This is a genomic window from Streptomyces sp. NPDC048434 (assembly GCF_043200375.1).
Taxonomy (GTDB): Bacteria; Actinomycetota; Actinomycetes; order Streptomycetales; family Streptomycetaceae; genus Streptomyces.
Window position 1 is genome coordinate 37,354 of record NZ_JBICXQ010000022.1, and the last position, 24,760, is coordinate 62,113.

Below are 24,760 nucleotides of genomic sequence, written 5' to 3' on the forward strand. Positions count from 1 at the left end.
CGACCACCACCCGGCCACCGCCGACCGACCACCGACCCTCAACGCCGGCACTCCGCGCCGCACCCCGCCTGTTTGGAGCATCCATGGCCCTCAAGATCACCGTGATCGGCACCGGCTACCTCGGCGCGACCCACGCCGCGGCCATGGCCGAGCTGGGCTTCGAGGTGCTGGGGCTCGATGTGGTGCCCGAGAAGATCGAGATGCTGCAGCGGGGCGAGGTCCCGATGTACGAGCCCGGCCTGGAGGAGCTGCTGCGCCGCCATGTCGCGGGGATCGAGGGGTCGACCGGCCGGCTGCGCTTCACCACCTCCTACGAGGAGGCCGGCGCCTTCGGCGATGTCCACTTCGTCTGTGTGAACACCCCGCAGAAGCACGGTGAGTACGCCTGTGACATGTCGTACGTGGAGAGCGCCTTCGACGCGCTGGCTCCGCATCTGACCCGGCCCGCCCTGGTGGTCGGCAAGTCGACGGTGCCGGTGGGCAGCGCGGCCCGGCTCGCCGAGCGGCTCACCGCGGCCGCCCCGGCGGGCGCCGCCGCCGAGCTGGCCTGGAACCCGGAGTTCCTGCGCGAGGGTTTCGCCGTCAAGGACACCCTGCACCCGGACCGGATCGTCGTGGGTGTGGCCGGTGAGCGGGCCGAGGAGCTGCTGCGCGAGGTGTACGCCGCCCCGGTCGCCGAGGGCTCGCCGTTCATCGTCATGGACTACCCGACGTCCGAGCTGGTGAAGACCTCGGCCAACTCCTTCCTGGCGACGAAGATCTCCTTCATCAACGCCATGGCGGAGGTCTGCGAGGCGGCCGACGGCGATGTGGTGAAGCTCGCCGAGGCCATCGGGCACGACGACCGGATCGGCAAGAAGTTCCTGCGGGCCGGTATCGGCTTCGGCGGCGGCTGTCTGCCCAAGGACCTGCGGGCCTTCATGGCGCGCGCCGGTGAGCTGGGTGCCGACCAGGCGCTGACGTTCCTGCGCGAGATCGACTCGATCAACATGCGGCGCCGCGGTCACATGGTCGAGCTGACCCGGGACGCGGTCGGCGGCGGCTTCCTCGGCAAGCGGGTCGCCGTTCTGGGGGCGACCTTCAAGCCGGACTCGGACGACGTCCGCGACTCCCCCGCGCTCAATGTCGCCGGCCAGATCCACCTCCAGGGCGGCCAGGTGACCGTGTACGACCCCAAGGGCATGGAGAACGCCCGGCGGCTCTTCCCGACGCTGGCGTACGCGGACAGCGCGCTGGAGGCGGTGCGCGGCGCAGATGTGGTGCTGCATCTGACGGAGTGGCGCGAGTTCCGTGAGCTGGACCCGGCCGCCCTGGGCGAGGTGGTCGCCGAGCGCCGCATCCTGGACGGCCGTAATGCCCTGGACCCGGAGCTGTGGCGCAAGGCGGGCTGGACCTACCGCGCACTGGGCCGCCCCCGGGCCTGACCCCCGGCCCGGCTAACCGGACTCCGCGCGTCTGGCGCGGTAGGTCCGCATCTTCGCCCGGCTGCCGCAGACCGCCATGGTGCACCAGCGGCTGCGGCCGGCCGGGCTCTTGTCGTAGAAGACCCAGCGGCAGTCGTGGGCCTCGCAGGCCTTGAGCCGGCTCCAGGTGCCGTCCGCGACCGCGGTCGCGATGCCCGCCGCGATACGGGCGGTGAGGTGCGCGGCGCCCCGGAGCCCGGCGACCGGGCGCAGTGCGGCGCCGCCGTCGGGGTGTACGGACAGGACGAGGGGGGCGGCGGCCAGCAGCCGGTCCAGCGTCCGGGCGGTCCGCTCGGGCACGGCGGTGCCGGCGGTGTGCGCCAGACAGACCTCCCGGAGCGCCTCGCGCAGCTCCCGCAGCTCTTCGAGCGCCGCCGGCTCACCGCGGCCCGGGGCGAGTTCAGGCTCACCGTGGTCATGCAGGAAGGCACCGAGGCCGCCGTCGGCGCACAACGCGTCCGCACCGGTCTCGATGTCGAGGGTGTTCACCAGGTCCTGCACCAACAGCAGGGAATCCGGTGCTGATCGGGATGCCACCCTTGCCACGTTACCGATACATCGCCATTATGCAGTAACGAGGTTACCGGTTGAAGCGATGATGAGGTAACGCCATGGGCCTGATCAAGCTCGGTGTTGTCGCACTGGACTGTCCCGACCCGCAGGCACTCGCGGACTTCTACGCGGAGATGCTCGGCTGGCGGGTGGAAGGGGGCGGCGATTGGGTCGAGGTCGCCGGGCCGGAGGGCCGCGCCCTCGCCTTCCAGCGGGTGGCCGACTACCGGCCGCCGCAGTGGCCGGGCCAGGAGGTGCCGCAGCAGCTGCATCTCGACTTCGACGTCACGCGTGCGGACATCGACGCGGCGGAGGACAAGGTCGTCGCGCTGGGAGCGAAGCTGGTCCAGCGCGACGAGGACGGGCGCGACTTCCGGGTCTATCTCGACCCGGCCGGGCACCCGTTCTGCCTCTGTCTCTGCAATAGCTGAGTCAGCCGTCCAGCTGCTCGATCGTCGCGTGGGACGGGCCGCGCCGCTGCTGCTCGGCGCGCGCCACGTCCTCGGCGGCGCGCAGCGTGCGGACGGCGTTCTGCCAGGTGAGCCTGGCCAGGTCGGCCTCGGACCACTTGCGGTCCAGCAGCTCGGCGATCAGGTTCGGGTAGCCGGCGACATCGGCCAGGTCGGCCGGGGTGAAGGCGGTGCCGTCGAAGTCGCCGCCGATGCCGATGTGGTCGACGCCGGCGACCTCGCGCATGTGGTCGAGGTGATCGGCGACGGTGGCCGCGGTGGCCATCGGGCGGGGGTGGGCGGCTTCGAAGGCCCGATGGACCGTCATGCCCGCCTCGGTGGTGTCGAGGTGGTGCAGACCGTGGGCCCGCATGTTCTCGTCGGCGCGCTGCGTCCATTCGACGGCGGCCGGCAGCACGAACTTCGGCACGAACGTGGCCATCGCGACACCGCCGTTGGCGGGCAGCTGTGCCAGCACGTCGTCGGGGATGTTGCGCGGATGGTCGCAGACGGCGCGTGCAGAGGAGTGCGAGAAGATCACCGGCGCGGTGGTGACCCGCAGCGCATCGCGCATGGTGTCGGCCGAGACGTGCGAGAGGTCGACCAGCATCCCGCAGCGGTTCATCTCACGGACGACCTCCGCACCGAACGCCGACAGCCCGTTGTGGCGCGGCTCGTCGGTCGCGGAGTCCGCCCAGTCGAGGGTGTCGTTGTGGGTGAGCGTCATGTAGCGCACGCCCAGGTCGTGCAGCGCGCGCAGGGTGGCCAGCGAGTTGTGGATGGAGTGGCCGCCCTCGGCGCCCATGAGGGAAGCGATCCGGCCGTCGGCGCGGGCCGCCTCCATGTCGTCGGCGGTGTGCGCAAGGCGCAGCGCGTCGGGGTGGCGGGCGACCAGTTCCCGCACCACATCGATCTGTTCGAGGGTGGCGCTGACGGCCTTGTCGCCCGCGTAGTCGGCACGTACGTACACCGACCAGAACTGGGCGCCGACGCCGCCGGCCCGCAGCCGCGGCAGGTCGGTGTGGAGGTGCGCGGACTGGTCGGCGGCGATGTCGCGCCGGTCGAGGTCGTAGCGGACCTGCTCGCGCAGCGCCCAGGGCAGGTCGTTGTGGCCGTCGACGACGGGCCAGCGGGCGAGCAGATCCCTTGCGGCATCCAGGGATGAGCTCACTTACCGCCCCCGAAGCCGAACCCGGCCGGAGAGGCGACCTTGTTGCGCAGCCGCTTGCCCTTCTCGGTGGCCTGGTCGTTCAGCTCCTGCTGGAACTCCCGCATCCGGCCGAGGAGTTCGGCGTCCTGGGTGGCGAGGATCCGGGCGGCCAGCAGCCCGGCGTTACGGGCTCCGCCGACCGAGACGGTGGCGACCGGCACCCCGGCCGGCATCTGCACGATGGACAGCAGCGAGTCCATCCCGTCGAGGTACTTCAGCGGGACCGGGACACCGATGACCGGCAGCGGGGAGACGGAGGCGAGCATTCCGGGGAGGTGGGCCGCGCCCCCGGCACCCGCGATGATCGCCTTCAGGCCGCGGTCGGCCGCTTCCTCCCCGTACGCGATCATCTCGCGCGGCATGCGGTGCGCCGAGACGACATCGACCTCGTAGGGGATCTCGAACTCGTCGAGGGCCTGCGCGGCGGCCTCCATGACGGGCCAGTCGGAGTCGGAGCCCATGACGATGCCGACCACGGGGGACGGAGTGGCGGGGCGCGCGTCGGCGTTCGTTGCGGGGCGGGGGTCGGGCTGGGGGGACCGCCCAGCGGTAGCCGGGGGAGTGCTGGGCGTCATTCGGTGATCGTTCCTCGCAGATAGCCGGCGGCGTGCGCGGCGCGCTCGCGCACATCCGCCAGGTCGTCGCCGTAGGTGTTGACGTGGCCGACCTTACGGCCGGGCTTCACGTCCTTCCCGTACATATGGATCTTCAACTGCGGGTCCCGCGCCATGCAATGCAGGTACGCGTAGTACATGTCGGGGTAGTCGCCGCCGAGGACGTTGGCCATCACCGTCCAGCGGGCGCGCGGGCGCGGATCACCGAGCGGGAGGTCGAGCACGGCACGGACGTGGTTGGCGAACTGCGAGGTGATCGCGCCGTCCTGGCTCCAGTGGCCGGAGTTGTGCGGGCGCATGGCGAGCTCGTTGACCAGGATGCGGCCATCGGCGGTCTCGAAGAGCTCGACGGCCAGATGCCCGACGACGTCCAGCTCCTTGGCGATGCGCAGCGCCAGCTCCTGGGCCTGGCCCGCCAGCTCCGGGTCGAGGCCGGGCGCCGGCGCGATCACGGTGTCGCAGACGCCGTCGACCTGGATGGACTCCACGACCGGGTAGGCGACGGCCTGGCCGTGCGGGGAGCGGACGATGTTGGCGGCCAGTTCGCGGCTGAAATCAACCTTTTCCTCCGCGAGGACGGGCACCCCGGCACGGAACGGCTCGGCGGCCTCCTTGGAGGATCGCACGACCCAGACGCCCTTGCCGTCATAGCCCCCGCGGACGGTCTTGAGGATCACCGGGAACCCCGCGCCCTCCGCCGCGAACCGCTCGACATCGGCGGGGTCGGAGACGATGCGGTGCCGCGGACAGGGCACGCCGATCGCGTCCAGCTTCGCCCGCATCACCCCCTTGTCCTGAGCGTGCACCAGCGCATCGGGACCGGGCCGTACGGGGATGCCGTCGGCCTCCAGCGCCCGCAAATGCTCGGTGGGAACATGCTCGTGATCGAACGTGATCACATCGCAGCCACGGGCGAAGGCACGCAGCGTGTCCAGATCGCGGTAGTCGCCGATGACGACATCACCGACCACCTGAGCCGCCGAATCCTGCGGAGTGTCGCTGAGGAGCTTGAATTTGATGCCGAGGGGGATACCCGCCTCGTGGGTCATACGGGCGAGCTGACCGCCGCCGACCATGCCGACTACCGGGAACGTCACGCCCCCAGGGTATCCGTACGGCACGACTGCCCCCGACTCGGGCTTGGATGATCCTCCGAGTTCGCACGTTCGAAGAGCGCCGAGGGAAGATCGGCACGGGCGGTTACTCTCGGGCCGGGGTGCGGGGCCGGCGCCCGGGGCGGGCCCGGCAAAAGGGGAGGCCGGATGGAGAACAGCGACATATCAGGGGGCTCCAGGAGGCTGGTGATCGTCGTCGCGATCGCCGCGCTGCTGATCGCCCTGCACTCCGTTTTCAGCCAGTTATCCGCACCCAGGATCTATGACGCGGACGACACCGAGATCTCCGTCTCCGCCGGTGACCACTTCAGCGTGCAGGTCTCCGACGACTCCGCCGACGGCTACCGCTGGATCATCGCCGAACCCCGCCCCGACCCGGCCGTCCTCAAGGCCGCCGGCGGCCCGCCCCCGGACGGCCCCGGCACCGCCCGCTACCTCGCCTTCGAGGCCGTGCACCCGGGCCGTACGGACTTACGGCTGCTGCGCTGCCGGCGCTGCGGCACCGGCGCGGCCGACGAGAAGGGCGCCCGCAGCCTCAACTTCCGTGTCACCGTCGGCTGATCAGTCGTCACCGTCGGCTGACCCGATCGGACCGCGAGGCGTTGCGCACGGACCTGACAGATGGCAGGCACCGCTCTCCGCCCCTGGTTAGCATGAGGGAGCGGACCAGGGTTGACGGCCGCGGACACCGCCCATGACGGGAGCTGAACGATCACCATGAGTGAACGGAGCGCACTGCGGTCGAGGCTGGAGGCGCTCCTTCGCGAGGTGGCGAAGTTCGGGGCGGTCGGCGGGGTGGGGGTCGTGGTCAACTTCGCGGTGTTCAACCTCGTGCGGCATCTGACCGAGGTACCCGTCGTCCGGGCCAGCATCATCGCGACGGTCGTGGCGACCGGCACCAACTATCTCGGCTACCGCTACTTCACCTACCGTGACCGCGACAAGCAGGGCCGGACCAAGGAGCTGACGCTCTTCCTGCTGTTCAGCGCGGTCGGCCTGGTGATCGAGAACGGTCTGCTCTACGTCGCGACGTACGGGTTCCACTGGGACAGCGCGCTGCAGAGCAACATCTTCAAGTTCCTCGGCATCGGCCTCGCCACGCTCTTCCGCTTCTGGTCCTACCGCACCTGGGTCTTCCGTGCGCTGCCCGCGCGGGAGGCCGTGGAGACCGCCGAGTCCTTCCTCGCCGACGGCTCGGAGCGCCCGCGCAGCGCCTCCCGGAAGTAGCCCGGGGCCACGCCGGGCCCCGCAGGGCGCACCGGCAGCCGCTGCCTCACTCCTCGGCGGGCTCCGCCTCCCGGGCCAGGAAGAGCGCAAAGACCGGGGGATGCTGCTGGAGCAGCTCCAGCCGCCCGCCGTCCGCCTCCGCCAGATCCCGTGCCACGGCCAGCCCGAGCCCGGTGGAGTTCCGGCCGGACACCGTGCGCTCGAAGACCCGCGAGCCGAGGTCCGGCGGGACCCCTGGCCCGGCGTCGGTGACCTCGACGACCGCCTGATTGCCGGTGACGCGGATACGCAGCGCGACCGTTCCGTCGCCGTGCATCAGCGAGTTCTCGATGAGGGTGGCCAGCACCTGGGCGACCGCGCCCGGTGTGCCGACGGCCCGCAGCCCCTTCTTGCCGGAGCGGACGATGGCCCGCCCCGCGCTGCGGTAGGCCGGCCGCCACTCCTCGATCTGCTGCTTGACGACCTCGTCCAGGTCGAAGGCGACCGCGGAGCCGCTGCGCGGGTCCCGTGAATTGGTCAGCAGCCGCTGGACGACATCCGTCAGCCGCTCCACCTGCGCCAGCGCGATGGTGGCCTCTTCCTTCACGGTGTCCGGATCGTCGGTGAGGGTGATCTCCTCCAGCCGCATGGACAGCGCGGTCAGCGGCGTCCGCAGCTGGTGCGAGGCGTCCGCGGCCAGCCGCCGCTCGGCGGTCAGCATCCGCGCGATCCGCTCGGCGCTGCCGTCCAGCACATCGGCGACCCGGTCCAGCTCCTGGACGCCGTAGCGGCGGTGGCGGGGACGGGGGTCACCGGAGCCGAGCCGCTCGGCGGTCTCGGCGAGGTCGGTGAGCGGCGCGGTCAGCCGGCGGCCCTGGCGGACGGCCAGGATGACGGCCGCGATGATCGCCAGCAGCGCCACGGCCAGAATGACCAGCAGCGTGCGGCCGATCTCCGCACTGACCATGGAGCGGGATGCCTGGACGGTGACCGACTCACCGCGGTCGCCGCGCACCTCCGACTGGATGACCGTGCCCGAGGGCCGCTTCCCGATCTCGATCGGCGCCTTGCCGGGCACCTTGATCTTCGCGTACCGCTTGGCGGTGATCTGCTCGGAGAGGATGTCCGGGGTGATCTTCTCGCCGCTGCCCAGCCGGCTCTCCACTATCCCGACCAGCCGGACCGCCTCGGACGCCACGCTCTCCTGGGCACCGGCCTGGATGGTGCGGGTCTCGACGATGACGAGCGAGACACCGAAGACGGCGATCACGACGAGCACCACGGCGAGCGTGGAGTTGATCAGGCGGCGGCGCACGGGCCCCTAGCTCTTCTCGAAGCGGAAGCCGACTCCGCGGACGGTGGCGATGTAGCGGGGGTTGGCGGCGTCGTCCCCGAGCTTCTTGCGCAGCCAGGAGATATGCATGTCGAGCGTCTTCGTGGACGACCACCAGGTGGTGTCCCAGACCTCGCGCATCAGCTGGTCGCGGGTGACGACCCGGCCGGCGTCCCGCACCAGGACCCGCAGCAGGTCGAACTCCTTCGCCGTGAGCTGGAGTTCCTCGTCCCCCATCCAGGCACGGTGCGACTCGACATCGATCCGTACGCCGTGGGTGGCGGGCGGCTGCTGGGGCTCGGCGGTGGAGCCGCGGCGCAGCAGGGCCCGTACGCGGGCGAGGAGTTCGGCGAGCCGGAAGGGCTTGGTGACGTAGTCGTCGGCGCCGGCGTCCAGGCCCACGACGGTGTCCACCTCGTCGGCGCGGGCGGTCAGCACCAGGATGGGGAAGGAATGGCCTTCGTTGCGCAGCCGGCGGGCGACCTCCAGGCCGTCCATGCCGGGCAGTCCCAGGTCCAGGACGACGAGGTCGATATTGCCCTGGAGACCGGCGTCGAGCGCCGTCGGGCCGTCCTCGCGCACCTCGACTTCGTAACCCTCGCGGCGCAGTGCGCGGGCGAGCGGCTCCGAGATGGACGCGTCATCCTCGGCGAGCAGTACACGGGTCATGGGCCGATGGTAGTCCGATGTATCCGGGCCGAGGGGCGGACCAGCGCGGATGGCTGACGACGGACCGTTCCTGCACTGTGAGCTGGGCACGCCCCGGGCGCGCGCGAGGGCGCACGGTCGCACGGAGCGGCGCCTGCGGTTCCCCGTACCGGTGTGAGCGTTCTCTCACGCAGCCCAACGCCGGTGCAACGAGACGTATGGTGGCCGGACGTCCACCGCTCAACCACCGGGACCTTTGACTCACCTGACGTCAACGGTCCCTCGTTGTGTCCAGGGCCGGAACCACCAGCCTCCATACACAGTGATCGACCTGTCGACCGGGTCCGCCGCGCTTGCAGCACGGGGGGCGTGGATCCGGGGTACGACCGACCTGCCGATCCTCCTGTGGGGGTCGAACCTCCCGGACGTGAGGAGCGGGCAGGTCTGCGCCGGTGCCGGTCACCCCCACCCGGGCGCGTATCGGCCTGCGAACGCGTCCCGAGCAGCAAGGAACCACCATGGCGTCCAGCCTGACGAAGGACGCGGCCCAGCAGGGGAACCCTGTGGACGGCGGCAAGACCTTCTTCGGCCACCCCCGCGGACTGGCCACTCTCTTCATGACCGAGATGTGGGAGCGCTTCAGCTTCTACGGCATGCGGGCCCTGCTCGTGTACTACCTGATCTCGGGTGGCGCCGACGGCGTCAAGGAGGGACTGCACACCGGCGGCCTCGCCATGACGGCGGCCGCGGCGTCCTCCATCTACGCGGTCTACCTGGCGATGGTCTATCTGCTCGCCATGCCCGGCGGCTGGTTCGGTGACCGCGTCTGGGGCCCCCGCAAGACGGTCGCCATCGCGGGCGGCGTGATCATGGTGGGTCACCTCACGCTGGCCATTCCGGGCTCACCGGCATTCTTCGTCGGTCTGGCGCTCGTCGCCATCGGCTCGGGCCTGCTGAAGTCCAACATCTCGACGATGGTGGGCCACCTCTACGACGGTCCCGACGACCCGCGTCGTGACGGCGGCTTCACGGTCTTCTACATGGGCATCAACTTGGGTGCCTTCGTCGCGCCGTTCGTCATCGGCACCGTCGGCGAGACCGTCAGCTGGCACCTGGGCTTCGCGCTCGCCGGCCTCGGCATGGGTCTCGGTGTCATCCAGTTCCTGCTGGGCACCAAGCACCTGAACCCCAAGAGCAGCGTGATCCCGAACCCGCTGTCCGCCCAGGAGCGCACGGCATGGCTGCGCAAGGGCCTGCTCTGGCTCGTCGTTGCCGCGGCCTTCTACGGCGTGGTCGCCGCGACCGGTCACTTCACGCTCAACTGGGCCCTGATCCCGATCACGCTGCTCGGCCTGATCATTCCGACGGCGGTGCTGGTCCGCATCAAGCGCGACAAGGACCTGTCGGACAGCGAACAGACCAAGATGAGCGGGTACATCTGGTTCTTCGTGGCCGCGGCCGTGTTCTGGATGATCTACGACCAGGGTGGTTCCACGCTGGCCGTCTTCGCCAAGGGCTCCACCGCCGGCTCGATGTTCGGCTTCGCGTTCCCCGCGACCTGGTTCCAGTCCCTGAACCCGCTGTTCATCATGGCGCTGGCGCCGGTGTTCGCGTGGCTGTGGCTGTGGCTGGCCCGGAAGGACCAGGAGCCCAGCACGACGGTGAAGTTCGGCATGGCCCTGGTGGCCGTCGGCGCGTCCTTCTTCGTCTTCGTGGTGCCGATGATGATGGCCTCGGACGGCACCAAGGCCAGCCCGATGTGGCTGGTGTCGATCTACATGGTCCAGACGATCGGCGAGCTGTGCCTCTCCCCCGTCGGACTGTCCGTCACCACCAAGCTGGCTCCCGGCAAGTACGCCAGCCAGATGATGGGCGTGTGGTTCCTCGCGGTCACGGCCGGCGACTGCATCACGTCGCTGCTCTCCATCGGCGGTGTGGACCTCAGCGGTACGACCGTGATCGGGGTGGAGGCGGCCCTCGCGGTCCTCGCCGGTCTCGCGGTGTACGTGTACCGCAAGAAGATCGTGGCGCTCATGGGCGGCGTGCACTGACCCGCCCCCGCAGCTGACGCACAGGGCCCCGTCACACCGGATGGTGTGGCGGGGCCCTGCGTCGTACGGCGGTCCGCCGGCCGGGGTGGCTTCCCGGCCGGTTACTTCTTGGTCTGCACGCTGCCGCCGCGCAGGAAGTTCTTGAAGCCGCAGTGGATGCGGGACTTCTTGCCGGGCTTCACCCACGGGCCGTGCATCGTGTAGGTGATCAGCGGGGTCAACTTCTCATCGGCGCAGCCGGCGCCAGGGGGTGAAGGTGAAGACCGCGCCGCCGAGCAGGATGACGGTGCCGGCGACGAGGCCGAGCGCGGTCAGCCCGCCGTGGTCACCGCCACCGGTCTCGGCCAGGCCGCCGCTGCCGCCCGAGACGGTGGCCGGTCCCGCCGCGCCGCCGCCGGAGGCCGCCGCACCGCCCGTCGTACCGCCGGAGGTGCCGCCCTGCTGCGCCGAGGTGTCCAGGGCGAGCGAGACTCCCGGGTCCTTCTCCGGGGTGCAGGTGGTGGTCGTCCCGAGGGCGTTGACGGTGAGCACGCCCGGGGTGAGCGTGGCCTTGCCGGTGGCGCCCGGCTTGTAGGCGCCCTTCAGATCGGGGATCGCGATCGGCTGTCCCGACTTGATCGGCTCGGCGTTCGTCGGCCCCTCGACCTTCACCGATCCCTTGTCCGCGCCGCCGACCTTGACGTCCATCGACGGCTTGACCGAGTCCTTGGGGATGTCCGCCGGGCTGTCCATGACCGACTTGCTGAACTTCACCGTCAGGTCGTAACTGCCGCCCTTCTTCACGGCGTTGATCTGGACCGGGGAGGTCGCCTTCTTGTCCCCGATGGGCGTCTTGCAGGCGTACGGGACCTGCACTTCCTCGCCCTTGTACGCGGTGCCGTCGGGGTCGCCGCCGGAGCCTCCGGTGGTCGAACCGCCGGACGAGCCGGCGCTCGTACCGCCGTCGGTGGACCCGCCGGTCGTCCCCGTCGTGGTCCCGCCGGACGTCCCGGTGGTGCTGCCGCCGGACGTCCCGGCAGTGGTGCCGCCGGTGGTCCCGCCGGTCGTGCCCGTAGTGGTGCCGCCGGTCGTCCCGCCGGTCGTGCCCGTAGTGGTGCCGCCGGTCGTCCCGCTCGTGGTGCCGCCGGAACCGCCCCCGCCGTCGGTCACCTTGACGGTGACCGCGGGCTGCACCGCCTCCTTGGGCGAGCACTTGGTGTCCGTCGAGATCGGCTTGTTGACGTTGATGTTGTAGAAGCCGGGCGTCAGGGTGACCTCACCCGGTTTCTCCAGCTTCAGCTTGCCCTTCATGTCGGACAGCTTCATCGCCGCGCCCTTGGGGATCGGCGGGTTCTGCCGCGGCCCCTGCATGGCCAGATCGCCGGTCTGCGCACCGGCCACCTTGACCGTGCCGGTCGGCTGGACGGTGTTCTCCCCCAGGTCGAGGATGTCCGGGTTCTTGGAGGCCCCCTCGACGGTCTTCCAGACCACCTCGATCTCGTCGCCCACCTTCGCGGTCGCGGGCGCGCTGACCGCCACCTTGGTGGTGCCCTCGATCGGCGGCAGCCCCGATATCGGCGGCGGCAGACACTCGGTCTTGTACGACACCTCGGCCGCCTGGGCGGTCCCGGCCGCTGCCATGATGCCCGCACCCGCGAGCACCATCGCGGCCACCGAGGCCACCGCGGCTCTCCTCCGTTGCCTCATCACGCTGAACCTTTCGACGTCGGTCGTTCGGTTGATGTGGTGGTGGACGGTGCGGTGTCCGGGGTGAACCACGGCAGCCCGGCGGAGTCACCCGGCGTACCGGGGTCAGCCGTGGAGCCCTCGCTCGCGGTTCGGTTTCTGATGCGCTGTCCGATGCCGGCCGCGCGGCGGCGTCCGGTCGTGTGCGGACGTCCCGCGGGGTGCCGGCGGGTCCCGCCCGTCCGGCGCGGGCGTACCCGGTCCACGATCGCCATCCCGACACGGAACACCGCCGCCGGGACCACCACGCAGAGCAGCACCCAGAAGAGCGTTACGCCCCATGGCCTGCCGACTCCCCAGGGCTGCTCGGCCAGCACCTTGCCGCCGTATTCGAGCGAGACCAGATAGTCCCCGTGCGCGCCGGCCGGCAGCTCGACCGGCAGCGTGACCTCGGCTTTCTTCCCGGCGGGTACGGTCCCCCGCCACTGCTGCTCCTCCCACTCGGGCGCGAAGACCCCGTGCGAGGTGCCGACCCGGAAGACGGGGTCCCTGGCCGGTGCCGAGCCGAGATTGCCGACCGTGAGGGTCAACTGGCGCTGTGCGGGGGCGCCGAACCAGGTCAGCAGGCCGCTGCTGCCCGCCAGCCGCGGCTGGGCGAGCACCGTCAGCCGGCCGCCGGTGCTCTCCTGGGGCAGCGGTGCCACCGGATGGCCCGCCACCTTGAACGCGGCATCCGCATCGGCCGCCTCACCGGTCACGGTCGCCACATGCACCACACAGGGGCAGGGCTTGGGCGGCTCGGCAACCGGGAGGCGCTTGCGGAACCCGCCGTGTGCGTCGGTGGTGACCGCCCGTCCGTCACCGTTGGCACAGGAGTTGGTACCGCCGATCATGTTCTGCCCGCAGATCAGCAGCGTGAGCAGCGCCTTGGGCCGCCAGCCGCGACCGGTCACGGTGACGGTGCCGCCCTTGCCGGCTTCCTTCCGGGAGAGGTGGACGCCGGGATGGCCCTCGGCGGCGGCATACGGCGCCGTACGCGCGGCGGCGACGGCGGCCGGAAGCGGGGCCGACGCGAGCGCCAGGCCGAGGACGAGCACGGCCACCGCCCACTGGCCCATCCGGCGCACGGTGCGGGCCGCCGGACCGGTGCGGGGCGGCCCGGTACGCGCCACCGGAGACACACCGGCGCGGGCAGGGGCGGCGACCGCCGGCCTGCCCACCCCCGTGGTCGCGCCCGTCCCCGTGGCCGTACGTATCCCCGCCCCCGTGGCGGTACGTATCCCCGTCTCCGTCGCCGTACGTGTCCCCGTCCCCGTCTCGCCGTTCACGATCGCGCTCCTGATCCGGTACTCGCCAACTGCTCCGCCGCGTCCGCCCGTCCGCCCTCGGACGGCCGCGTGTCCTCGGCCGCCCGCCGCGCGGTCTCCGCCACCCGTGCCCCGCTCGCAGCCTTGGCGCGGCGCCGTCGGCGTACGACCACCAGGCCGCCCGCGCCCGCCGCCAGAAGGAGCGCCGGTCCGGCCGCCGCACCCCAGGGAACCGCGGTGTACGGGACGGTGGCGGACCCGTGGGCACCGCCGCCCGCCGTCACCGTGAGCCGTACGTCCACCGCGTCCAGACCGGGCGGATCGGGCCATTTCTCCGTCAGATCGACGCCCTGGCCGGGCCGCAGCGCGGTCGGCAGGGTGCGGGCGGCCCGCCGCAGCACGGGGCCGAAGAGCCCGTCGGCGTGCACCGCGAGCCGCGGCCTGAGCACCGTGTTGCCGCGGTTGACCAGCGTGTACCGGATGACCGCCGCACCGCCCCGGGCGCGCACCGCCACCTTCTCGACGGTCAGCGCGGACAACGTCGGCCCGGTCACCCGCAGATGGAGGGGCACGGCGTCCCGGCCGCCCGCACCGCTCCCCGTGCCGCCACCGGTGGCGATCAGCACGCCGGGGTGATCACCGGGGGTGGCGTCGCGCGGCACGGTCACCGTGAACGGCACGCCGGCCCGGGTGCGCGGCGGGACCTTCACCTCCTTCGAGGCGAGCGTGAGCCACGAGCCGGGCCCGGAGCCGCGCAGCCGCACGGTGACGGCGCGGCCGGTGGGGTTGCTCAGGGACAGCCGGTCGCCCATGACGGTGCCCGGCGCGCCCTCCAGATAGAAGTACGGGCGGTCCTGTGCGCTCGGCTCGGCGCCGTCACCGGGCGCGGGCGCCGCGGACCAGCCCGGTGGTGCCGGGGCGGCGGCCGGCCGGGCCACGGCCGCGGCGGGGCACAGCAGTACGGCGGCGGTCGCGAGGACCGCACCGCTGACCGCTGTGCGGGTACGGAACGGCATCGGCGGCTCCTGGTGCAAGGGGGGGTGCCTCCCCGTGCCGGCCGGGCACGGGGGCGTGCGGGGAACGGGGGTGCGGCACGCGGGTCCTGGCGCCCCGCGCGACGCGTCACACCCGCTGGTGGCGGCGGGTCAGCCAGAGCGCACCGGCCGCACCGGCCAGCAGCACGGTGCCGCCGAGGGTGCCCAGCGCGAGGGCGGAGTCCGCGGGTCCGGTCTGCGGCAGCTGTCCGCCGGAGGAGCCGCCGGCCGCTGCGGAAGCGCCGGTGCTTCCCGAGGCGCCGCCGGCTCCCTTCACATCGAGGGTCAGCGAGGGCTTGGGGTTGTTGGCGGGCGTGCAGGTGGTGGTGGTGCCCAGCGCCTTGATGGTGAGCGTGGACGCGGTGAAGGTGACCTTGCCGCTGCCCTTGGGGGTGTACGTACCGCTCAAGTCACTGATCTTGATGGGGGTGTTGGCCGGTATGGCCTTGTCGTTCGGCGGCCCGGCGACCGGCACCGTACCGCTCTCCGCGCCGCCCAGCTTGATCAGCGCGCTCGGCTTCATGGCGCCCTTGCCCAGCTCGACGGGGCTGGAGGAGACGCCCTTCTGGAAGGACATGACGAGCTTGTACGCCCCACCGCTGGGGGTGCTCTTGATGTCGATGGGCGAGACCGCGCCCTTGTTGCCGATCGGCGTTTTGCACTGGTAGTTGACGTCAACGACCTCGGCATGGGCGGCCGGTGCGGTGAGCATCACCGCGGACCCCGCCGCCATCGCCACGGCCGCGGCGAGGCCGGCCGCCCGGCCCGGGCGCCTGCCGTGCTGTTCGTAGAAGCGGGCCACCTCGGATTCCCCTTCTCCCGGTGAGCGCACCGCCGGATGTTACTGACGGCACATCAGATTGGCGGCTCAAGGTACGCCGGGGACCTTGCCGAGGGAAGGCAATGCACAGCCCCGATCGGTCCGGGGCCCGTGCGACGGGGAAATCCGGCCTCGGGCGCAGGGCTCCGGTGGCGCCGCGGGGTGTGGAGAGGCCACACACGACGAAGCGCGGGCCCGCAGGCCCGCGCTCAGCTCTTCGCCCGGCGAATACGCCCGCACTTCAGGACGGCGCGGCGAGCTCCGCCCAGACGGTCTTGCCCGCGCCGTCGGCGTTGCGCACCACACCCCAGTCCAGGCACAGGCGCTGCACGATGAACATGCCGTGACCGCCGGGGCGGCCCGGCCGGTGCGGGCTGCGCGGTGCCGGCGAGCCCGTACCGAGGTCGCTGACCTCCAGGCGCAGCACTTTGGCGGTGCAGCGCAGCCGCAGCTCCTCGGGCCCTTCGGCATGCAGACAGGCGTTGGTGACCAGTTCCGAGACGACGAGCAGCACATCCTCGGCCGCGGCCCGCCGGTCGGCACTGGCGGCCGGCAGCCAGCCCCAGTCGTGCAGGGCCTGCCGGGCGAAGTCACGGCCACGCGCCACGGCCCCTCGGGTGCCCGCCAGGCGCAGCCGGCGGATCTGGCCCACCGGGGTGGCGGCAGCCGCGGCGGAAGCGCTCACGCCGCCCGACTCCGGGCCGAGATCGCCCGGCGGATACGGCCGGGTGGTGCTCATCAGCGCTTCACCTCACCGATTCGCCTGTTCACGGAAAACAGATACTGACTGATTCAACGGATTCAGATGTCTCCTGCCCGACCGGACCGTGAGAACACCCACTACTTGGGTACGGAAGTTGTGACAAGGACTACGTGCCCGGAATGCAACGTTCCGGACAGTGCCGCCATGTCAGTCGCTCAGGGCCGCGTCGAGAGAGTCGTGCACCGTGAAAACCGCCTCTGCGCCAGTGATCTCGAAAACCCGGGCAACCACCGGCTGCATCCCCGCCAGATGGACCCCGCCCCCCGCGGCCTCCGCCTTCAGGCGGGCACCGAGCAGCACGTTGAGGCCGGTGGAGTCCATGAACTCAAGGGGTGAGCAGTCCACCACCAGGCGTGCATAGCCGTCGTCCACACAGCCTTCGAGTGACTCACGCAACAGATCTGCGGTGTGGTGATCGAGCTCACCCGAAACCGTCACGACCGCGCTGGCGCCGTGATGGCGGATCTCGACATGAAGCCGGCCCCGGCTTGCACTGCCGACCGTCCCGCGGTCCATGCGCGCGCACCCCTCTTGCTGTCTAGACGACTGTTTGCTTACCGACTGCGCTCGTCGAACCCTACGCCCTCCTGACGCCCCTCGGTAGCTGAACAATCCGCATATTGCTCAATATACGGACAACACGCACTTGCCATCTTCAGGCAAAGCCAGGTAGGCGTAGAAGCACACATTCGAAACGGCCGGCTTTGGAGGCGCCGCACACCGCAGCTTCACGTAGAGGCATCGGCAGCCATATGCCGAGAACGATGGAGGAGACCATGTCACCCCGGCTCGACGAATTGCGCACCGACGACAACCGGCAGCCCGCATCGTCGACACCCCCGTCCGACCCGACCGGGCAGATCCCTTCCCAGTCGATCCCTGCCGAATCAGATCTGGCGGGAATGGCTGAGATCGAGGACCTGCCCGAGATCCCGCCGTTCGACGAGGTGGGCCCGGTGGACGCGAGGGCTCTGTCCAAGACCCTCTTCGAGCGGCTCGAAACGCTTGAGGAAGGCACCCACGAATTCGCGTACGTCCGCAACACTCTGGTCGAGCTCAACCTCGCGCTGGTGAAGTTCGCGGCCTCCCGGTTCCGCTCCCGCAGTGAGCCCATGGAGGACATCGTCCAGGTCGGCACGATCGGCCTGATCAAGGCGATCGACCGCTTCGAAATCAGCCGTGGCGTCGAGTTCCCGACGTTCGCCATGCCGACCATCGTCGGCGAGATCAAGCGCTTCTTCCGTGACACCAGCTGGTCGGTGCGCGTACCGAGGCGGCTGCAGGAACTGCGTCTGGACCTCGCCAAGGCGGGCGACGAACTGGCGCAGAAGCTGGACCGCGCCCCCACGGTGCAGGAACTCGCCGCGCGCCTCAGCATCACCCGTGACGAGGTCGTCGAGGGCATGGCCGCGAGCAACGCGTACACCGCGAGCTCGCTGGACGCCCAGCCCGAGGAGGACGACAGCGAAGGCGCGCTGGCCGACCGGATCGGCTACGAGGATCACGGGCTCGAAGGCATCGAGTACGTCGAATCCCTCAAGCCGCTGATCGCCGAACTCCCGCCGCGCGACCGGAAGATCCTCTCGCTGCGCTTCGTCGCCAACCTGACGCAGTCCGAGATCGGCGAGGAGCTGGGCATCTCCCAGATGCATGTCTCCCGTCTGCTCTCCCGCACCCTCGTGCGGCTCCGCAAGGGGCTGATGGTCGAGGAGTGAGGACCGCGGTCCCTGCCGGTCCACCCGACCGGCAGCCGCCCGCGCACAGGAGGGCCTGCCCCGGGATTACTCGGGACGGGCCCTCCTGTGCTGGTGCCGGGGAACGTCCTCGCCGGCTTCGTGAGGCGGCGAGGAGGTCACTCCCGTCGTGCGGCCGTCAGACGCGGACTCCCTTGTGCCACACGGCAGAGACGAGCGGGACGCCCGGCCGGTAGGCGAGGTGGACGTGCGAGGGCGCGTCCAGCAGGGCGAGGTCGGCGCGGGCCCCGGGGGCGATCCGGCCGACGTCCGTGCGGCGCAGGGCACGGGCGCCGCCCGCGGTCGCCGACCACACGGCCTCGTCGGGGGTCATCCCCATGTCGCGGACCGCCAGCGCGATGCAGAACGGCATGGAACTCGTGAAGGACGAGCCGGGGTTGCAGTCGGTCGACAGGGCGACGGTGGCGCCGGCGTCGAGCAGCGGGCGGGCGTCGGGCCACTGGGCGCGGGTGGAGAACTCGGCGCCCGGGAGGAGGGTGGCGACGGTGTCGGACTGTGCGAGGGCGTCGATGTCCGCCTGACTGAGGTGGGTGCAGTGGTCGGCGGAGGCGGCGCCGAGTTCGACGGCGAGCTGGACGCCGGGGCCGTGGCCGAGCTGGTTGGCGTGCACCCGCGGCACCAGGCCCCTGGCCTTGCCAGCGGTGAGGACGGCGCGGGCCTGGTCGCCGTCGAAGGCGCCCTTCTCGCAGAACACGTCGACCCAACGGGCGTGCGGGGCGCAGGCGTCCAGCATCGGGCCGGTGACCAGGTCGACATAGCCGGCCGGGTCGTCGGCGTAGTCGGGCGAGACGATGTGCGCACCGAGGAAGGTGACCTCGTCGGTGTGCTCGGCGGCGATGCGCAGCGCGCGGGCCTCGTCCTCGACGGTGAGCCCGTAGCCGGACTTGGTCTCCTGGGTGGTGGTGCCCTGGCGGAGCGCCTCGGCGAGATAGCGGGCGACATTGGCGTGCAGCGCGTCGTCGGTGGCGGCGCGGGTGGCGGCGACTGTGGTGCGGATGCCGCCGGCGGAGTACGCACGGCCGGACATCCGGGCGTTGAACTCCGCGGTGCGGTCGCCGGCGAAGACCAGGTGGGAGTGGGAGTCGACGAAGCCGGGGAGAGCCGCCCGGCCGCCCGCGTCGACGGTGTTGTCAGTGGCGGGTGCTTTGCTGGAGGCACCGACCCAGGCGATGCGGTCGCCGTCGATGACGACCGCGGCGTCCTGGATCAGGCCGAGGGGGCCTTCACCGAGGGAGGGGTCGTTGGTGACGAGCTGGGAGATGTGGGTGATGGCGGTGGTGGTCGGCGTGGAAGTCGTCGTCATCGCGGGGGTGTTCTCCTTCAGCCGCGTACCGCGGCGATGGACTCTGCGAGGGCGGTGGGTACGTCGGGGACAAGGGTGTGCACACCGTCCCGGACGATCTGCCGGCCGCCGACGATGGTGTGCCGTACGTCCGCCGCGGAGGCGGCAAATACGGCCGTTTCGGCGGCCAGCCGGGGCAATGGTCCGGCGGTGCGTACGGAGTCCAGTGCGATCGTGGTGAGATCGGCGAGCGCGCCGGTCTCCAGGGTGCCGGCGTCGTCCCAGCCCAGGGCGGCATGACCGTCGGCGGTCGCGGCGCGCAGCAGGGCGGCGGCCGTCCAGTGCCCGCGGGTGCGGGTGCGCAGCCGTTCGTCGAGCTCCATGGCGCGGGCCTCTTCGAGCAGGTCGATGACGGCGTGGCTGTCGCTGCCGAGGGACAGCGGGCTGCCGCGGCCCTGGACCCGGGCGGCCGGCCCGATGCCGTCGGCGAGGTCGCGTTCGGTGGTGGGACACATGCACACGCCGGTGTGGGAGTCGCCGAGCAGCTCGATGTCCTCGGTGGTGAGGTGGGTGGCGTGCACGGCCGTGGTGCGCGGGCCCAGCGCACCGCGGTCGGCCAGCAGCCGGGTGGGGGTGCAGCCGTGGGCCTCGCGGCAGGCGTCGTTCTCGGCGGTCTGCTCCGAGAGATGGACGTGCAGAGGGGCCTGCCGTTCGCGGGCCCAGTCCGCGACGGTTCCGAGCTGCGCGGCGGGGACGGCGCGTACGGAGTGGATGGCGGCGCCGATGCGGGCGTGTTCGCGGTCCTTGAGCGCGTCGGCGCGCTGGGCCCAGTGGTCGGCGGTGCCGTCGGAGAAGCGCAGCTGGTGATGGTTGGGCGGGGCACCGAAGCCGGCCGAGAGATAGGCGGTGTCGAGCAGGGTGATGCGGATACCGGCGTCGTCGGCGGCGGAGACCAGCGCCTCGCCCATGGCGTTGGGGTCGTCGTAGCGGGTGCCGCCGGGCGCATGGTGGAGGTAGTGGAATTCGCCGACGCAGGTGATGCCGGCCAGCGCCATCTCGGCGTAGACGGCGCGGGCGAGGGCGTAATAGGTCTCGGGGGTGAGCCGGTCGGCGACGCTGTACATGATCTCGCGCCAGGTCCAGAAGGTGCCGGTGCCGACCTGGACGGTGCCGCGCAGGGCGCGGTGGAAGGCGTGCGAGTGGGCGTTGGCCAGCCCCGGGAGGGTCAGGCCGCGCAGCGCGGTGGCGCCGGGCGGCGGAGTGGCCGCCCCGGTGCGGACCGCCGCGATCCGCCCGTCCGCGACGTCCACGGTCACGCCCGGCTCGGCGTAGGTGCCGAGCCAGGCGTGTTCGAGCCAGTACGTCGTCGGTGTTGCCTGTGTCGTCAGTGGCACGCCAGCCCTTCCAGTACGTCGGCGAGTGCGCTGACCCCGGCGGCGCAGTCGTCCTCGCCCGCCGCTTCGGCGGGCGAGTGTGAGACCCCGGTGGGGTTGCGTACGAACAGCATCGCGGTGGGGACGGTTCCGGACAAAATACCGGCATCGTGCCCGGCGCCGGTGCCCAGGACGGGAACGGTCCGATCCCCCGTCTTGGCGAGGATCGCACTCAGCTCGTCCCGCAGGGCGTGCTGGAACTCCACGACGGGGGTGAAGGATTCGCGGACGACGGTCAGGTCCACACCGTCGCGGGCGGCGCGCTCGGCGGCGGCCTGCTCGATCCCGGTGATCACGGTGTCCAGGGTGTCCTGGTCAGGGGCACGGGAGTCCAGCCAGCCGCGGACGAGCGAGGGGATGGCGTTGACACCGTTCGGCTCCACACTGATCTTCCCGAAGGTGGCCAGGGCCCCGGCCAGCCGGGCCTGCTCGCGGGCGGCGAGCACGGTCGCGGCATAGCTGAGCATCGGGTCGCGGCGGTCGTCGAGGCGGGTGGTGCCGGCGTGGTTGGCCTCGCCCTGGAAGTCGAACCGCCAGCGGCCGTGCGGCCAGATGGCGGAGGCGATGCCGACCGGGTCGCCGGACAGGTCCAGGGCCCGGCCCTGCTCGACGTGGAGTTCGACGAACGCGCCGATCCGGGCGAGCCGTTCGGGGTCCGGGCCGATGGCTTCCGGGTCGTATCCGGCGCGCTCCATGGCCTGCGGGAGGGTGGTGCCGTCGCCGTCGCGCAGCTGGTGGGCGGCCTCGGCGGTCAGCGCCCCGGCGGCGAGCCGGGAGCCGACACAGGCCAGTCCGAAGCGGGCGCCTTCCTCGTCACCGAAGTTGACGATCGCCAGCGGCTTGCTGAACTCCGCTCCTCTGCGGCGGAGTTCGTCCAGCGCGGCGAAGGAGGACACCACGCCCAGCGGGCCGTCGAAGGCGCCGCCGTCCGGTACGGAGTCCAGGTGCGAGCCGGTGACGACGGCGTCGCCGGGGGCCACGTCCTGGTAGCCAGTGGCGCCGAGCCACGCCCACTGGTTTCCGTTGCGGTCGAGTTCGTGGACGAGGCCGCGGGCGTCGGCCTGGGCCCGGAACCACGCGCGGCAGTCGGTGTCGGCGCCGGTCCAGGCGTAGCGGCGGTAGCCCCCGGAGGAGGGGTTGGGGGGGGGGGGGGGGGCCGCCCCCCCCCCCCCCCGGGGGCCGGGGGGGGGGGGGCGCCCCGCCCCCGGGGGGGGCGGCCCCCCCCGGGGGGGGGGGGGGGCCCCCCCCCCCCCCCCCACTCCTCCCACATCTCGTGGAACGAGGCGGTCACGCGCCCTCGCCTTCGCCCTCGCGCATCGGGATGCGGACGCCGCGCTCGGCGGCCACCTCGTCGGCGCGCTCGTAGCCCGCGTCGACATGCCGGATGACGCCCATGCCGGGGTCGTTGGTGAGCACCCGGCGGATCTTCTCGCCGGCCAGCGGCGTGCCGTCGGCGACGGTGACCTGGCCGGCGTGGATCGAGCGGCCCATGCCGACGCCGCCTCCGTGGTGCAGCGAGACCCAGGAGGCACCGGAGGCGACATTGACCATGGCGTTGAGCAGCGGCCAGTCGGCGATCGCGTCCGAGCCGTCCTTCATGGCCTCGGTCTCGCGGTAGGGCGAGGCGACGGAACCGCAGTCAAGGTGGTCACGGCCGATGGCCAGCGGGGCGCGCAGGGTGCCGTCGGCGACCATCTCGTTGAAGCGCTCACCGGCCTTGTCGCGTTCGCCGTAGCCGAGCCAGCAGATCCGGGCGGGCAGGCCCTGGAAGTGGACCCGCTCGCCGGCCAGCTTGATCCAGCGGGCCAGCGACTCGTTCTCCGGGAAGAGGTCCAGGATCGCCTTGTCGGTCGCGGCGATGTCCCGGGCGTCGCCGGACAGCGCGGCCCAGCGGAACGGCCCCTTGCCCTCGGCGAACAGTGGCCGGATATAGGCGGGGACGAAGCCGGGGAAGGCGAAGGCCCGCTCGTATCCGGCGAGCTGGGCCTCGCCGCGGATCGAGTTGCCGTAGTCGAAGACCTCGGCGCCGGCGTCCATGAAGCCGACCATGGCCTCGACGTGGCGGGCCATCGACTCGCGCGCCCGCTGGGTGAAGTCGGCGGGCTTTTCCGCCGCGTAGGCGGCCATGTCGTCGAAGTCGATGCCGATGGGCAGGTAGGCCAGCGGGTCGTGGGCGCTGGTCTGGTCGGTGACGATGTCGATCGGGGCGCCCTCGGCCAGCATCTGCGGCAGCAGCTCGGCGGCGTTGCCGAGCAGGCCGATGGAGAGTGGCTTGCGCTGGTCACGGGCCTCGACGGCGAGCTGGAGCGCGTGCTGGAGGCTGTCCGCCCGCACGTCCAGGTAGCGGTGCTCGATCCGGCGCTCGATGGCGCGCGGGTCGACGTCGATGCAGATCGCGACGCCGTCGTTCATGGTGACGGCGAGCGGCTGGGCGCCGCCCATGCCGCCGAGGCCGGCGGTGAGGGTGATGGTGCCGGCCAGCGTGCCGTGGAACTTCTTGGCGGCGACGGCGGCGAAGGTCTCGTAGGTGCCCTGGAGGATGCCCTGGGTGCCGATGTAGATCCACGAACCGGCGGTCATCTGCCCGTACATGGTCAGGCCGAGGGCCTCCAGACGGCGGAACTCCTCCCAGTTGGCCCAGTCGCCGACGAGGTTGGAGTTGGCGATGAGCACCCGCGGGGCCCATTCGTGCGTCTGCATCACGCCGACCGGCCGGCCGGACTGGACGAGCATCGTCTCGTCCTGCTTGAGCGTGGTGAGCGTGCGCACCATCGCGTCGAAGGAGCGCCAGTCACGTGCGGCCTTGCCCGTGCCGCCGTAGACGACGAGCTGGTCCGGGTGTTCGGCCACCTCCGGATCGAGGTTGTTCTGCAGCATGCGCAGCGCGGCTTCCTGCTGCCATCCCCGAGCACTCAGCTCCGTACCGCGCGGTGCCCGCACGGGTCGCGGTCCCGACATGGGCCGTGCCTCCCTGACGTCGAATGGATTGAGCTATTCACATATTGGGGTTGGTGAATAGCGCTAGTCAACAGGGCGCGGTGAGCCACCCGCCGCAAGCCGCACGATCCAGCCGACACTTTCCGGGGTTTTGACTTGCCGACCGGGAAAGTCTGCGCTAACTTTCCTACTAGGCAAGTAAACGGGGACAGTACGGACCGCCTTGGGGAGGCGATGGCCATGAGCACACCGGTGGATGCCGAACAGGCCTGGCAGGATCTGCAGCGCATCCGGGTACCGCAAGAGCGGGTGTACGACGAGATCGAGCGCTGCGCCCATGGCGATGCCGGGGCTACGTACACCACGGCCGGAATCATGTGGCTGTTCCTCGCCGTCTCGGGCCTCGATCTGCCGGGGTGGGCGTTCTGGCTGGTGCTCACCGCCTACGTCACCCTGCTCGGCTCGCTGGCTGTGATCTACAACCGCAGGACCCGGATGCGACTGCACCGCTCGCGCCACAGCTGGCGGTCGTTCGCCACCTTCTTCGCGGGCATGGCGGTGACCGCGGTGACCATCCTGGTCTCCGGCCGGCTGGTCGACTGGCTGGCGCTGCCGTTCGGCAGCCTGATTCAGGCCACCGTCTCCGCGGGCACCTTCGTCCTCTTCGTCGGCCCGGCGAACCGCTGGGCGGTCAGCTCACTGCGCGACCGTGGCACGAGAACCATCCGGAAGGAGGCTGCCCGATGAGCACCCCGAGCGGCTTCGACGAACTGATCCACCCCTCCACCCGGCTGTCCGTGGTGGCGCTGCTCGCCGCCACGGAATGGGCCGACTTCCCGTTCATCCGCGACAGCCTCTCGCTCAGCGACTCCGCGCTCTCCAAGCAGCTGCACACCCTGGAGGAGGCCGGATATCTGGAGATCCGCAAGGAGGGCGGCGGCCGCAAACGGCGCACCAAGGTACGGCTGACGAGCCGCGGCCGGACCGCCTTCGAGGGCCATGTGGCCGCACTCCGGGCCATCGTCGAGGGCGCGGGGCCGGCGGCGGTGTCCGCAGCGCCGGCACCGGGGACTGGGCAACAGCAACAGCGCGCGGAGGCGGGCCGATGACGACAACCGAGCAGC

At 71.4% G+C, this 24,760-nt stretch carries 24 protein-coding genes; 8 read left to right on the plus strand and 16 right to left on the minus strand.

All coding sequences use genetic code 11. The annotated features are described in order from the left end of the window. The first annotated feature begins 83 nt into the window (after positions 1-83). Positions 84-1,424, plus strand: coding sequence for a UDP-glucose dehydrogenase family protein (locus ACGFWI_RS24890; protein ID WP_393908226.1), 1,341 nt, complete (start codon positions 84-86; stop codon positions 1,422-1,424). Between the two features lie 12 nt (positions 1,425-1,436). Here the strand turns inward: ACGFWI_RS24890 and ACGFWI_RS24895 are convergent, their stop codons facing one another. After that, complete coding sequence (locus tag ACGFWI_RS24895; protein WP_393908227.1) at positions 1,437-2,000, minus strand: CGNR zinc finger domain-containing protein; 564 nt, start codon at positions 1,998-2,000, stop codon at positions 1,437-1,439. Between the two features lie 74 nt (positions 2,001-2,074). On the opposite strand from ACGFWI_RS24895, the gene ACGFWI_RS24900 reads away from it, so the two are divergent. Beyond that, on the plus strand, positions 2,075-2,446 hold the full coding sequence (locus ACGFWI_RS24900) for a VOC family protein (RefSeq protein ID WP_393908228.1): 372 nt from the start codon (positions 2,075-2,077) through the stop codon (positions 2,444-2,446). A 1-nt stretch (position 2,447) separates the two neighbouring features. Here the strand turns inward: ACGFWI_RS24900 and ACGFWI_RS24905 are convergent, their stop codons facing one another. The 3 genes from ACGFWI_RS24905 to ACGFWI_RS24915 form a co-directional block, all read right to left on the minus strand. Then, on the minus strand, positions 2,448-3,635 hold the full coding sequence (locus ACGFWI_RS24905; RefSeq protein ID WP_393908229.1) for a dipeptidase: 1,188 nt from the start codon (positions 3,633-3,635) through the stop codon (positions 2,448-2,450). Next, entirely contained in the window at positions 3,632-4,135 is a 504-nt protein-coding gene (gene purE, locus ACGFWI_RS24910; RefSeq protein WP_393908333.1) for a 5-(carboxyamino)imidazole ribonucleotide mutase, read from the minus strand. The genes ACGFWI_RS24905 and purE overlap by 4 nt, the downstream gene beginning before the upstream one ends. A gap of 110 nt (positions 4,136-4,245) precedes the next feature. Further along, entirely contained in the window at positions 4,246-5,385 is a 1,140-nt protein-coding gene (locus ACGFWI_RS24915; protein WP_393908230.1) for a 5-(carboxyamino)imidazole ribonucleotide synthase, read from the minus strand. Positions 5,386-5,550: 165 nt separating this feature from the next. Here ACGFWI_RS24915 and ACGFWI_RS24920 point away from each other — a divergent pair, with 165 nt between their 5' ends. Together ACGFWI_RS24920 and ACGFWI_RS24925 are read left to right on the plus strand one after the other, a co-directional pair. Beyond that, positions 5,551-5,964 carry a hypothetical protein gene (locus tag ACGFWI_RS24920; protein ID WP_393908231.1) on the plus strand — a complete coding sequence of 138 codons (414 nt, stop codon included), beginning with the start codon at positions 5,551-5,553 and terminating at the stop codon, positions 5,962-5,964. Between the two features lie 156 nt (positions 5,965-6,120). After that, positions 6,121-6,630 (plus strand): GtrA family protein, encoded by a 510-nt coding sequence (locus ACGFWI_RS24925; RefSeq protein ID WP_393908232.1) that lies wholly within the window; start codon positions 6,121-6,123, stop codon positions 6,628-6,630. A gap of 46 nt (positions 6,631-6,676) precedes the next feature. Here ACGFWI_RS24925 and ACGFWI_RS24930 read toward each other — a convergent pair whose 3' ends face one another. Beyond that, positions 6,677-7,924, minus strand: coding sequence for an ATP-binding protein (locus tag ACGFWI_RS24930; RefSeq protein WP_393908233.1), 1,248 nt, complete (start codon positions 7,922-7,924; stop codon positions 6,677-6,679). Positions 7,925-7,930: 6 nt separating this feature from the next. Continuing rightward, the gene (locus tag ACGFWI_RS24935) at positions 7,931-8,611 is read right to left on the minus strand and encodes a response regulator transcription factor (protein WP_030086430.1); all 681 of its coding nucleotides are present in this window, start codon (positions 8,609-8,611) and stop codon (positions 7,931-7,933) included. A gap of 497 nt (positions 8,612-9,108) precedes the next feature. On the opposite strand from ACGFWI_RS24935, the gene ACGFWI_RS24940 reads away from it, so the two are divergent. Beyond that, positions 9,109-10,641 carry a peptide MFS transporter gene (locus ACGFWI_RS24940; RefSeq protein ID WP_393908234.1) on the plus strand — a complete coding sequence of 511 codons (1,533 nt, stop codon included), beginning with the start codon at positions 9,109-9,111 and terminating at the stop codon, positions 10,639-10,641. Positions 10,642-10,866: 225 nt separating this feature from the next. Here ACGFWI_RS24940 and ACGFWI_RS24945 read toward each other — a convergent pair whose 3' ends face one another. From ACGFWI_RS24945 to ACGFWI_RS24970, 6 genes are all read right to left on the minus strand, one after another. Next, positions 10,867-12,327 (minus strand): hypothetical protein, encoded by a 1,461-nt coding sequence (locus tag ACGFWI_RS24945; RefSeq protein ID WP_393908235.1) that lies wholly within the window; start codon positions 12,325-12,327, stop codon positions 10,867-10,869. After that, the gene (locus tag ACGFWI_RS24950) at positions 12,327-13,424 is read right to left on the minus strand and encodes a hypothetical protein (protein ID WP_393908334.1); all 1,098 of its coding nucleotides are present in this window, start codon (positions 13,422-13,424) and stop codon (positions 12,327-12,329) included. The genes ACGFWI_RS24945 and ACGFWI_RS24950 overlap by 1 nt, the downstream gene beginning before the upstream one ends. 206 nt (positions 13,425-13,630) lie before the next feature. Next, positions 13,631-14,629: a hypothetical protein gene (locus tag ACGFWI_RS24955; protein WP_393908236.1), complete on the minus strand. Its 999-nt coding sequence runs from the start codon at positions 14,627-14,629 to the stop codon at positions 13,631-13,633. 106 nt (positions 14,630-14,735) lie between these two features. Continuing rightward, positions 14,736-15,449 carry an LPXTG cell wall anchor domain-containing protein gene (locus tag ACGFWI_RS24960; RefSeq protein WP_393908335.1) on the minus strand — a complete coding sequence of 238 codons (714 nt, stop codon included), beginning with the start codon at positions 15,447-15,449 and terminating at the stop codon, positions 14,736-14,738. 259 nt (positions 15,450-15,708) lie between these two features. Next, positions 15,709-16,206 (minus strand): ATP-binding protein, encoded by a 498-nt coding sequence (locus ACGFWI_RS24965; RefSeq protein ID WP_393908237.1) that lies wholly within the window; start codon positions 16,204-16,206, stop codon positions 15,709-15,711. 171 nt (positions 16,207-16,377) lie between these two features. Beyond that, positions 16,378-16,746, minus strand: coding sequence for an STAS domain-containing protein (locus ACGFWI_RS24970; protein ID WP_393908238.1), 369 nt, complete (start codon positions 16,744-16,746; stop codon positions 16,378-16,380). Between the two features lie 248 nt (positions 16,747-16,994). Between ACGFWI_RS24970 and ACGFWI_RS24975 the strand changes: the two genes are divergently transcribed. After that, positions 16,995-17,945, plus strand: coding sequence for an RNA polymerase sigma factor SigF (locus ACGFWI_RS24975; RefSeq protein WP_393908239.1), 951 nt, complete (start codon positions 16,995-16,997; stop codon positions 17,943-17,945). A 157-nt stretch (positions 17,946-18,102) separates the two neighbouring features. Here the strand turns inward: ACGFWI_RS24975 and hutI are convergent, their stop codons facing one another. The 4 genes from hutI to hutU are packed head-to-tail and all read right to left on the minus strand — an operon-like array spanning position 18,103 to position 23,657. Then, positions 18,103-19,287, minus strand: a complete 1,185-nt coding sequence (hutI, locus tag ACGFWI_RS24980; protein ID WP_393908240.1) for an imidazolonepropionase — start codon at positions 19,285-19,287, stop codon at positions 18,103-18,105. Positions 19,288-19,304: 17 nt separating this feature from the next. Then, positions 19,305-20,660, minus strand: a complete 1,356-nt coding sequence (locus tag ACGFWI_RS24985; protein WP_393908241.1) for a formimidoylglutamate deiminase — start codon at positions 20,658-20,660, stop codon at positions 19,305-19,307. Continuing rightward, a complete protein-coding gene (locus ACGFWI_RS24990) occupies positions 20,651-21,967 on the minus strand; it encodes an allantoate amidohydrolase (protein ID WP_393908242.1) in 1,317 nt (438 codons plus the stop codon). Before ACGFWI_RS24990 ends, ACGFWI_RS24985 begins: the two co-directional genes overlap by 10 nt. A gap of 19 nt (positions 21,968-21,986) precedes the next feature. Beyond that, positions 21,987-23,657 carry a urocanate hydratase gene (hutU, locus tag ACGFWI_RS24995; protein WP_393908243.1) on the minus strand — a complete coding sequence of 557 codons (1,671 nt, stop codon included), beginning with the start codon at positions 23,655-23,657 and terminating at the stop codon, positions 21,987-21,989. A gap of 219 nt (positions 23,658-23,876) precedes the next feature. Between hutU and ACGFWI_RS25000 the strand changes: the two genes are divergently transcribed. Continuing rightward, on the plus strand, positions 23,877-24,383 hold the full coding sequence (locus tag ACGFWI_RS25000; protein WP_393908244.1) for a hypothetical protein: 507 nt from the start codon (positions 23,877-23,879) through the stop codon (positions 24,381-24,383). After that, entirely contained in the window at positions 24,380-24,745 is a 366-nt protein-coding gene (locus tag ACGFWI_RS25005; protein ID WP_393908245.1) for a transcriptional regulator, read from the plus strand. The genes ACGFWI_RS25000 and ACGFWI_RS25005 overlap by 4 nt, the downstream gene beginning before the upstream one ends. Positions 24,746-24,760 lie beyond the last annotated feature (15 nt).

Excerpts from the sequence above, each read along its gene's own strand:
- ACGFWI_RS25000 (WP_393908244.1), top strand. The coding sequence starts at position 23,877 with ATGAGCACACCGGTGGATGCCGAACAGGCCTGGCAGGATCTGCAGCGC.
- ACGFWI_RS24950 (WP_393908334.1), bottom strand. The coding sequence starts at position 13,424 with ATGGGCCAGTGGGCGGTGGCCGTGCTCGTCCTCGGCCTGGCGCTCGCG.
- ACGFWI_RS24965 (WP_393908237.1), bottom strand. The coding sequence starts at position 16,206 with ATGAGCACCACCCGGCCGTATCCGCCGGGCGATCTCGGCCCGGAGTCG.
- ACGFWI_RS24955 (WP_393908236.1), bottom strand. The coding sequence starts at position 14,629 with ATGCCGTTCCGTACCCGCACAGCGGTCAGCGGTGCGGTCCTCGCGACC.
- ACGFWI_RS24920 (WP_393908231.1), top strand. The coding sequence starts at position 5,551 with ATGGAGAACAGCGACATATCAGGGGGCTCCAGGAGGCTGGTGATCGTC.
- ACGFWI_RS24940 (WP_393908234.1), top strand. The coding sequence starts at position 9,109 with ATGGCGTCCAGCCTGACGAAGGACGCGGCCCAGCAGGGGAACCCTGTG.
- ACGFWI_RS24935 (WP_030086430.1), bottom strand. The coding sequence starts at position 8,611 with ATGACCCGTGTACTGCTCGCCGAGGATGACGCGTCCATCTCGGAGCCG.
- ACGFWI_RS24970 (WP_393908238.1), bottom strand. The coding sequence starts at position 16,746 with ATGGACCGCGGGACGGTCGGCAGTGCAAGCCGGGGCCGGCTTCATGTC.
- ACGFWI_RS24900 (WP_393908228.1), top strand. The coding sequence starts at position 2,075 with ATGGGCCTGATCAAGCTCGGTGTTGTCGCACTGGACTGTCCCGACCCG.
- hutI (WP_393908240.1), bottom strand. The coding sequence starts at position 19,287 with ATGACGACGACTTCCACGCCGACCACCACCGCCATCACCCACATCTCC.
- purE (WP_393908333.1), bottom strand. The coding sequence starts at position 4,135 with ATGGGCTCCGACTCCGACTGGCCCGTCATGGAGGCCGCCGCGCAGGCC.
- ACGFWI_RS24945 (WP_393908235.1), bottom strand. The coding sequence starts at position 12,327 with ATGAGGCAACGGAGGAGAGCCGCGGTGGCCTCGGTGGCCGCGATGGTG.
- hutU (WP_393908243.1), bottom strand. The coding sequence starts at position 23,657 with ATGTCGGGACCGCGACCCGTGCGGGCACCGCGCGGTACGGAGCTGAGT.
- ACGFWI_RS24890 (WP_393908226.1), top strand. The coding sequence starts at position 84 with ATGGCCCTCAAGATCACCGTGATCGGCACCGGCTACCTCGGCGCGACC.
- ACGFWI_RS24925 (WP_393908232.1), top strand. The coding sequence starts at position 6,121 with ATGAGTGAACGGAGCGCACTGCGGTCGAGGCTGGAGGCGCTCCTTCGC.
- ACGFWI_RS24975 (WP_393908239.1), top strand. The coding sequence starts at position 16,995 with ATGGAGGAGACCATGTCACCCCGGCTCGACGAATTGCGCACCGACGAC.
- ACGFWI_RS25005 (WP_393908245.1), top strand. The coding sequence starts at position 24,380 with ATGAGCACCCCGAGCGGCTTCGACGAACTGATCCACCCCTCCACCCGG.